This window comes from Cognatilysobacter lacus, assembly GCF_008274655.1.
In the GTDB taxonomy this organism is placed as follows: domain Bacteria; phylum Pseudomonadota; class Gammaproteobacteria; order Xanthomonadales; family Xanthomonadaceae; genus Cognatilysobacter; species Cognatilysobacter lacus.
The window spans coordinates 1-9,024 of sequence record NZ_VTRV01000111.1 but is presented as its reverse complement, the minus strand read 5'-3'; the positions used below and the strand labels follow the sequence as shown (position 1 = coordinate 9,024).

The following is a 9,024-nucleotide window of genomic DNA, read 5'->3' as shown; positions in this document are numbered from 1 at the left end:
TCGATGTCGGCCGGCGCAGATGCGGCCGCGTGCAGTCGGCGGACAGGCGGCGGCCGGTGGCGGCATCGACATCGAAGTCCTCGCGCCCGGCGTTCCATGCACGCGCGAGGCGTTCGGGAAGCGTCGGCGGCACGGTGCCGTCGAGCGTCGATGCGGTGAGTCGGCGGTGGCAAAGCGCGACGGGCTGCGCAGCGGCGGCGGTTCCGAGCGGCCAGCAGATGTCGACGCTGCGCACCGACGCCGGCGCACGCTCGATACCCGCGGTACGCGAGCGCGGCAGGCTATCGATCACTTCGAACATCAGCGGCAACGCGGTGACCACGCCGTACTGGCCGGGCATCGGCGTGCCGTCCGGGCGACCGACCCACACGCCCACGGTGTAGCCGCGCGTCGAACCAATCGCCCACGCGTCGCGGTAGCCGTAGCTCGTGCCCGTCTTCCACGCGACCGCCGCGTGCCCCTGCGTGTCGAACAGGTCGGCGGCGGTGCCGGGGCGCGGCGTGCGCTCGAGGATGTCACGCACGATCCATGCTGCGCCTTCGGACATCGCGCGCCGTTCGACCAGAGGATCGCGCGTTGTGTAGCGCACGCGCGCGGCGATGCCGCCCCGTTGCAGCGACGCGTACGCACCGACCAGGTCCTCGAGCTTCGCGCCGGTGCCGCCCAGGATCATCGACAGGTTCGGCGTGGCGCCGTCCGGCCATTTCAGGCGGATGCCCGCATGCGAGAGGCGCGCGTCGAAGCGCGCGGGGCCGACGCGATCGAGAAGGTCGACGGCGGGCACGTTGAGCGAGAGCCGCAGCGCGTCGGCGGCCGCGACCGGCCCGTTGAACGCGGCGTCGAAATTGCCCGGTCGGTAGTCGCCGAACGATTGCGGTGCGTCGACCAGCAGGCTCGATGAATGGATCAGTCCGTCATCGAGCGCCATCGCGTACAGGAACGGCTTGAGCGTCGAACCGGGCGAGCGCCACGCCCGCACCATGTCGACATGGCCGAGCCGCGCGGCGTCGTCGATGTCGAGCGAACCCACGTAGGCGCGCGCCTGCATCGTCGCGTTGTCCACCACGAGCAGCGCTGCCGAGGTGCGGGCCGGCAGGCTCGAGAAATAGGCGGCGAGGCGATCCTCGACAACGCGCTGCACGTCGAGGTCGATCGTCGAGCCGATGCGTGCCTCGCCCGGATAGGTGTCGCGCAGCCGCTGCGCGAGCAACGGTGCATAGCGCGGCGCCTGCAGCGAACGCGCCACGACCGGCTCGACGCGCGCATCGTCGACATCGCGACGCGACCATGCGCCGATGCTCGCCATGCGACGCAGCACCTTGTCGCGCGCCGCGCGCGCAGCCTCGGGGTGACGGTCGGGGCGCAGCCGGCTCGGCGACTGCGGCAATACCGCGAGAAGCGCGGCTTCGGCCTGCGACAGGCGCGATGCCGGCTTGCCCAGGTACGCCCAGCTGGCCGCCTCGACGCCTTCGATCGCGCCGCCGAACGGCGCGCGGTCGAGATAGAGCTGCAGGATGCCGCGCTTGCCCGCGTGCACCTCGAGCTGCAGCGCGCGGAACACCTGCCACGCCTTGCCCCATGGCGTGCGCGAATGCGGATCGAGGATGCGCGCGACCTGCATGGTCAGCGTCGAGCCACCGGACACCACGCGCCGATAGCGCAGCATCTGCCAGCCCGCGCGCCCCAGCGCATACGGATTGACGCCGGGATGCCGCCAGAACCAGCGGTCCTCGTACTGGATAAGCGCCTGCAGATAGAGCGGCGACACGGCCTCGGCACGCACCGGGTAACGCCACACGCCGTGGCTGTCGGCGAACGCGCGCAGCGGGGTGCCCTGCCGCGACAGCACGACGGCGCCGGCGTCGCGCGGATCGGGCATCGGCAGTGGAAAGGCGAGGTCGAGCAGCATCGCCACCACCAGCACCGCTTCGGCGAGCAGCACGGAAAGCAGGAGGCGCCGATGCCGTGCCCGGTTGCGATGCACCGACGTCACCCGCTCATCCCGATGCGGTCAGCGACCGGGCTCGACCACGGTGATCCGCGCCGGCACCGCCTTTCCGACGCCGCGAATCCATGGCCGGTACATGTCCTCGACCAGCGGCGGCGGCACGGCGTAGTTGCCGGGCGTGACCGCGCGCACCAGGTAGAACACGCGCGCCGTCTCGCCCCCGCCGAGCTTCAGTGCGGCGACGTAGCGGTCGTCGCGGAATTCTTCGTGGCGAATTTCCGCTGCGTCCTTGCGATCGGTGAGCGCGATGCCGTCGATGCTGACGTCCGCCCACTGCTTCTGATCGCCGAGGTTGAAGTTCTCGATCTCGAGGCCCGCAGGCAGCAGGTCGGTCAGCAGCGCATCCGGCACGTCGTCCTGCGCGGTGACCGCCACTTCGACCAGCAACGCATCGCCCTCCTCCAGTCGGCCGCCCTTCCACTCCGTGCCGTCGGGCGTGTACCAGGAGCGGACGATCCCGATCGTCGAATCGTCGAACGGCGGCGGATCGCGCGGAATGCCGGCGACGTCGACGGTCGCGTACACCGTGCCCGTACCGCCCGGAACGAACGACACCGCCGAACGCAGCGCGGCGATCCCGAACAGTCGCGCCTGCACGTTGGCGACAGGCGCATCCGTCGCGACGCCGGCGACCCGCCACTGCCCGCCGACCTGCCGATGCATGTCGAGCATCAGCTGCCGCCCGAGGCGCGCGACCGCAACCTGTTCCTGCGTGCTGAGCCACAGGCCCCAGGCATTGCGGCGCGCGTCGATATCGCGACTCAACGCCATCAGGCGCGTGTCGAACGCCTTCGGCGCGACGCCGTGCTTGCGCGTGAGCGCGAGCATCAGCGCGTCGTCGCGGATGCGGCTGCCGTAGTCGTAGAGGTCACCGGGACGCTTGCCGGGATCGCGGTCGAAGCCGTCCTGGATCGCGCGCAGCCCACGCGCGCGATCGCCCTGGAGCGCGAGCGCAAGCCCGAGATGCACGAGCGGCAGGCCCGTGAGCGACTGCGCGCGGTCATGGTCGTACAGGCCACGCAGCGTACCGAGCGGTGCACGGTTGACGCGCGCCAGCACGTAACCGGCATAGGCCTGGTAGGCGAACTTCAGGTGCTCGCGATGCTCGCGGCCGTAGAAGTTGTTGCTGCCGCCGAGCAGGTCCTCGTTGAGCGCCTTGAGCGCCTTCTGCAATACGGCGTCGGGCACCGCGAAGCCGGCGTCGCGCGCATCGAGCAGGAAGTCGGCAACGTAAGGCGTCAGGCTCGGGTCGACCGTGTCGCCGCCATCGCCCCACATCGAGAAGTGGCCCGATGCCACCTGCATGCCCGACACGCGCGCGAACGCGCCGTCCATGCGCGTGCGGCGCTTTTTCGCGTCGAGGCCCTTGACGCCGAGCATGGCTGTCGTGGCGTCGTCCAGGATCAGGGCGGCGTAGCCCTTCGACGTGGTCTGCTCGATGCAGCCGTAGGGATATTCGAGCGCGCCTTTCAGCGCGGCCGCGAACGGGATGGGCGGGAACGCACTCACGGTGAGCCGGGCCTCGACCGAGTCGGCAACCAATCCGTCGGCGATATCCGCCGGCAACGCGATCGCGGCGGGTGCCTGTACGGACGACGTGCGCGTGCGAACGACCTGCGGCCACGCAGGACGCACCGGCAGGTCGAAGCCGCGATCGGCACTGAAACCGTTGCCCGCCACCTTGATGCGAACCCGGGCGACGCCGAAGCCCTCCTTCGCGCTCAACGGGAACGTGAGCGAGGTCTTCTGCTGCGGCGCCAGCGCGATGCTGCGGCTGCCGCCCTCGATCGCGAGTGGCCCGCTGCTGCCGACGTCGACGCGGAACGTACCCGCGCGGCCCGTGAAGTTCTGCACGTCGAGCGTGACGCGGCTGGCGTCACCCGGCGCGAGTACGCGCGGAAGGCTGGGCTCGGCGAGGATCGGCGCGCGCACCGTGGTCTGCTTGGCGACGCTTCCGTAGCGTCCGCCCGAATACACCAACGCCGACACGCGCAGCGAGCCGTTGAAGTCGGGCACCGCCAGGTGCAGGTGCGCGATGCCCTTCGCATCGAGCGCGACCGGACCGGCGAACAGGTCCACCGTCTGCACGTTCGCCGTCGGGCGACGCGCCTGCGGCAGCGCCGGCAACGCCATGTCGCCGCCGAACTTCAGCTTCGCCGTGCCGCCCTCGAAGCTCTCGATCACGCGTCCGTAGATGTCGTACGCATCGACGCCCAGGCGCCGCTGCGCGAAGAACTGCTTGCCCGCATCCGGCACCGGGAACTGGGTGATGTTGAGAATGCCCACGTCGACCGCCGACACCACCACGTTGGCGCGCTGCCCGGCGAGCGCGGGCACCGCGATCGTTACTGGCAGGTCGCGCTCGGGGCGCATCTGCGCGGGCACCGAGATCCCGACGGCGACGTTTCGATCGCCCCGCTCCATCGGCACGTGGGCGACGCCGACCGCACGTGCCGGCGTGATCTTGCTTGTCGCGCTGCCGCCCCGGAAGACGAGCGCGGTGACGTAGACATCGTGCCGCTCCCAGTCGGCAGTGACCGGGATCTCGAAGCTGCTGCCCGCCTTCACGTCGACCGACTTCACGTAGAGCATGTGGTCGGACTCGACCATCAGCAGGCCGCGGCCCGGATTGGGCGGCGTCAGCGTCACCTTGAGCGTGTCGCCCGCGCGATAGCCGGTCTTGTCGATCGCGATCTTGACCTTGTCGGGACGCGCGTCGAGGCCGCGGTTGTCGTCGTTCCAGCTCCAGCCCGCGGTGAATGGATATCGCGAGGTGAGCCGCGTCTGCGGATCGTAGATGTCGACGCGGTACTCGCCCCACTCCACCGGGAAGTCGATCGGCGCCGCGTCGGTGCCGACGTCGACCGCGCGCGTCTGCACGTTCTCGAAGCGACGGGTGAAGGCGTAGTCCCAGCCGCTGTCGGCGTCGTAGTCCCAGTGATAGTCGCGCCGCTCGCGCACCAGGGTGACGCGCAGGCCGCGCGCGGGCCGCATGCGTCCAGCGGCGTCCATGCGCACGATCTGGAAGCGCGCGTTCGTGTTCGCACCGGCCCCATCCTTCGCGTCGAACAGCGGGCGTACACCGACCAGCGCATCGGCCGGCCACAGCACGCGCTTGAGGCTGCGATTGACGGTGCGTCCACCGGTTTCGTAGACGCTGCCGCTCAACATCGCCGCCACCGGGCTGACCGGGCGCACGTCCTTCGGCAACGGCACGTCGACATCCAGCCGACCGTTCGGATCGAGCGTCTGGTCGACGACGTCGACCGCCTTTTCGGGCAACGCGAGCGTGGCGTCACCGAAGAAATAGCCGGGCAACTGCTCCAGCGGATGCTGCTCGACCGCGACCGTGAGCCGCGCGGTGAACCGGTTCCCAGCCGCGGGCGCGCCGTAGAGATAGTCGGACTGCACGTGCAGCTTGAGCGGCTGGCCGGGGCGCAGCACGTCGGGGGCGGTGAGGTCGAGCTTCAGGCGCTCGGGCAGGAACTCCTCGACCCGCAGCGCCATGCCCTGCACCGCTTCCTTGCTGCCGGGATCGGTGCGGAACTCGACGCGCCAGCGGCCTGTCGGTGCGTCCGCCGGGATCACCTCGTCCTGGCGCACGTAACCCTGCGCGTCCGGCTGCAGCCGCGTTTCGATGAGGGTCTTGCCGTCGGGCTGCACGTAGCGGACGTAGAGCGGCTGCGAGGCCTTTCCGGCGGGCGGGGCGATCGGGCGGCCGTCGTAATCGCGCAGGAGCGCCGACAGGTGCACGGTTTCGCCGGGGCGATACAGGTCGCGGCCGGACCACGCGAACACGTCGAACCACGCCTGCTCGCGGCCAGCGACGGTGAATTCGGAGAGATCCAGTGCCGGCTGGTTGAACGGCAGCATGGTGACGTCGCGATCGCGCCGTGCGACCAGCACGTGGCCGGCGTCGAGGCGGTAGTCGAGCAGCGCATTGCCGTTCGCATCGGTCGCGCCCTTGAACACCGGCTCGCCCTTGGCGTCGAGCACGCGCAGGTCGACGTTGCCCACGGCCGCGCCATCGAGCAGCGAGGCCACGTGCACGAACAGCTTGTCCTTGTAGGCACGCGCGTGCAGGCCGAGGTCGCTGACAGTGAAGAACGACGTCTCGAATTCGTCGCTGAAGGCACCCGCGCGCTTCATCACCGCGAAGTACAGGCCGGGGGCCTGCAGCTCCTTGATGTCCTGGATCGGCAGGTAGGTGAGCACGCGCTCGTTCGACTTGCCGCCGAGCACGAAGCGGTTGACGTAGACCGGCTCGGCGATCCGCTCGAGGTGGCTGCGATCCTTGCCGCCGAGATCCCAGCTGCCCCGACGTCCGCCCCGCTGGTATTCGGCAAAGAATTTCGGCAACTCGCCGTCGCGCACGCGCAGGAACTCGACGTCGACTTCGGGCACGTTGATCGACACCACCGGCAGGCCGCGCGTTTCACGCGCAGGCAGCACCGAGCCCTGCGACGCGAAGCCGACCACCGGGTCGAGCGCGCCGGTGTAGACCTTGCGCTCCTGCTGCCGGCCAATGCGGCTGCCGTCGGCGGCGGTGAGGTCGGGATACAGCGTCACCGTGTAATTGCGATTGGGCTCGACATGAGGAAAGCGAAGGATCTTCGTGTTCTCGTCGAGCACCCAGCCACCGTCGACCTTGCCGCCCTTCTCGTCTCGCACCGCGAGCAGGTGGTCGAACTCCTGCGTCGACGCCAGCGGTCGGGTGAATTCGAGCGCGATCGCGGGCTCGTCGCCGTCCTTGTCCGGATACGCGGACGCGAGGGCGAAACCGCCGGGCACGGCGCGTCGCGCATGGATCGCCTCGCCGCTGGGCGTGGGCAGGTCGCCGTCGGTATCACGACGGCAGGCGGGGAGCAGGAGGGTCGTGGCAACGATCGCCGCGAATACGAAACGCGCAAGGCGCGTGGATGCGGCTCCGTCCGCCGAATGCATGCGCTGCATGCCGATCTCCGTTAACGATGCGTGAAGTATACGAAGCGCCTCCGGGTTTCAGAGGCCAGCCGACGAGTGGTTGGAGCACGGCTTGTTCGCGGTGGCTAATCGCCTTCGTGCGTTGCGGCAGGAGGTACCTCGAACGCACGGGCGTCGATGGTCGAACGCGCATCAGGGCACGGATGCCGGCAGCAGCGTCGCAGGCGCGCGACGCTAACGCGCTGCGGCGCGGCGCGTCGAACATGCGGTGCGCAGTGCTCGAGAGCGCTTGCCGGGGCGGTCGCTGCAGCTGTTCCCGCGCCCCGGCGACAGCCGGCGGCACCGGCCACAACACGGCTCGCATGGCCTGCGACAGCGCCACCGCCCTGCACGTCGCGTAGAGATCGGGCGTGACAGCCTTGAAGTCCCCGCGCGCGAGTACGCCATGGTCCGCAATCCAAGGACACTGATGATGTGCAGCCTGCTCGCGCTGGCGACGGGCATGGCACTGGGCAGCTGGCTGGCGCCGAGCGGAAACGCCGTGGCGCCAACGCAGGTGCCGACGTTGCTGCCGCAGCTTCTGGAACGGCTGCATGCGGGCGAGCAGTCCGCCGACGCGATGCCGTCGCGGCCTACCGAGGCACCCGCAAACCTTGCTGCCGATGCGAATACTTCCAGCGACAGCGGGCTCGAGGGCAACCGCCAGCCGCGCATGCCGCGCGCGCCGCGTGACGCCTCCGAGCGCCCGATGCGCTGAGTCGCCTCAGACGCGCAGGTCGTGTCCGTTCGGAAACACCGCCGGCACGGGCGAGGTAGCCTGCAACAGCAACTCCAGTGCGCCTCGTAGCGGCTCGTCCGGGATCATGCCGTCGGCCGTTTCCGGTGCCATCGCGGCCTCCGATTCGCGACGCCATTGCGGCACCACGACGTCGCGCACGTAGGCATAGCGCGCGAGCAGCAAGTCGTCGTACTGGCGCACGAGACGCATATGCGCGACCACCACGTCCCAGGAACCCACCAGCATGGTGAGGTGGTCGAGGCGACGCTCCATCGCATCGGGCCGCGCACACGCGTCGAGCGCGAACGCGCCGAGGGCGTCGCGGCCACGCTCCGCGGTTTCCCACAGACGCGCGCGCTGCCGCACGACGTGTCCGATCGCCTCGTCGAGTTCATGCACGTGGGCGACCACGTCCTGCGCTCGACGCTCGGCGAGCTGCAACCGGATGCGGATGTGCTCGTGCGCCTGGCGGGCGCGGGCCTGCGCGGGCAGGTCACGGCCCAGCAGGCGGCCGACGATGCCGGCGCGACGACCGGCGTTACGGGTCCCGGCGACTTCGAGTGCCTGCACGATGCCGGCGAGCTCATCGAGCAACGCCGACGTGCTGCGCCTCTCGATCAGCGCGCTGGCACGGTCGAGGTCGACCATGCCGATGATTTCGCGGTCGATACGGCCGACGGGATCGGCTTCGCTCCGGGGCGGGATGGGTGCTTCCAGCAATTGGGACGGCACGGGGGCTCCTCTAAGCACCTGCGGTCACCGGCCCCCAACCGGCGAGAACGTGCGCACATTTCGTGACGACGCGCACGGATTGGAGTGTACGCGGTTCGTCGCGCGGTTGAGCGGCATCGGCCGCAGTCCCGGACATGCGCCGCCCTGCCCGACCGTAAGGTCTCAGGCCGCCGCCCGCCTCGGCGCTTCTGCGCGCGCTCTCAGCCATGCCCCGCCTCCGACGCGCGGGTGCCGCGTGCGACCGCAGCCTGCACCGACTCCACGCTCACCGGCTTGGTGAGGTGCAGGTCGAAGCCGGCGTCCGCCGACTGCAGCTTGTCGCCCTCGCCGCCCCAACCGCTGACCGCGACGAGCAGCATCGCTTCCGCGCCCGGTAGCTGGCGCAGGCGACGCGCGAGCTCGTAGCCGTTCATGCCGGGCATGCCGATATCGAGGAACGCGATTTCCGGCAGCGCCGCCTCCGCCGCACGCAAACCTTCCGCGCCGCCGAATGCCGCCTGGGCGTCGTGGCCCTCGAGCTCCAGCATCATCGCCAGGGTGGTCGCCGCATCGTGGTTGTCGTCCACCACCAGCACGCGGCGGC

Annotated in this window: 5 protein-coding genes; 1 reads left to right on the top strand and 4 read right to left on the bottom strand. The window is 70.1% G+C overall.

Annotated elements, in window-relative coordinates:
• Together pbpC and FW784_RS10095 are read right to left on the bottom strand one after the other, a co-directional pair.
• Positions 1-1,984 (bottom strand): penicillin-binding protein 1C (gene pbpC / locus FW784_RS10100; RefSeq protein ID WP_235893645.1); only part of this gene is annotated, 1,984 nt, incomplete at its 3' end.
• A 27-nt stretch (positions 1,985-2,011) separates the two neighbouring features.
• Complete coding sequence (locus FW784_RS10095) at positions 2,012-6,952, bottom strand: alpha-2-macroglobulin family protein (protein ID WP_149353221.1); 4,941 nt, start codon at positions 6,950-6,952, stop codon at positions 2,012-2,014.
• Positions 6,953-7,376: 424 nt separating this feature from the next.
• On the opposite strand from FW784_RS10095, the gene FW784_RS10090 reads away from it, so the two are divergent.
• On the top strand, positions 7,377-7,688 hold the full coding sequence (locus FW784_RS10090) for a hypothetical protein (RefSeq protein WP_187770766.1): 312 nt from the start codon (positions 7,377-7,379) through the stop codon (positions 7,686-7,688).
• A gap of 6 nt (positions 7,689-7,694) precedes the next feature.
• Here FW784_RS10090 and FW784_RS10085 read toward each other — a convergent pair whose 3' ends face one another.
• Positions 7,695-8,441: a hypothetical protein gene (locus FW784_RS10085; RefSeq protein WP_149353219.1), complete on the bottom strand. Its 747-nt coding sequence runs from the start codon at positions 8,439-8,441 to the stop codon at positions 7,695-7,697.
• 200 nt (positions 8,442-8,641) lie between these two features.
• A partial coding sequence (locus tag FW784_RS10080) for a response regulator (RefSeq protein ID WP_149353218.1) occupies positions 8,642-9,024 on the bottom strand: 383 nt, incomplete at its 5' end.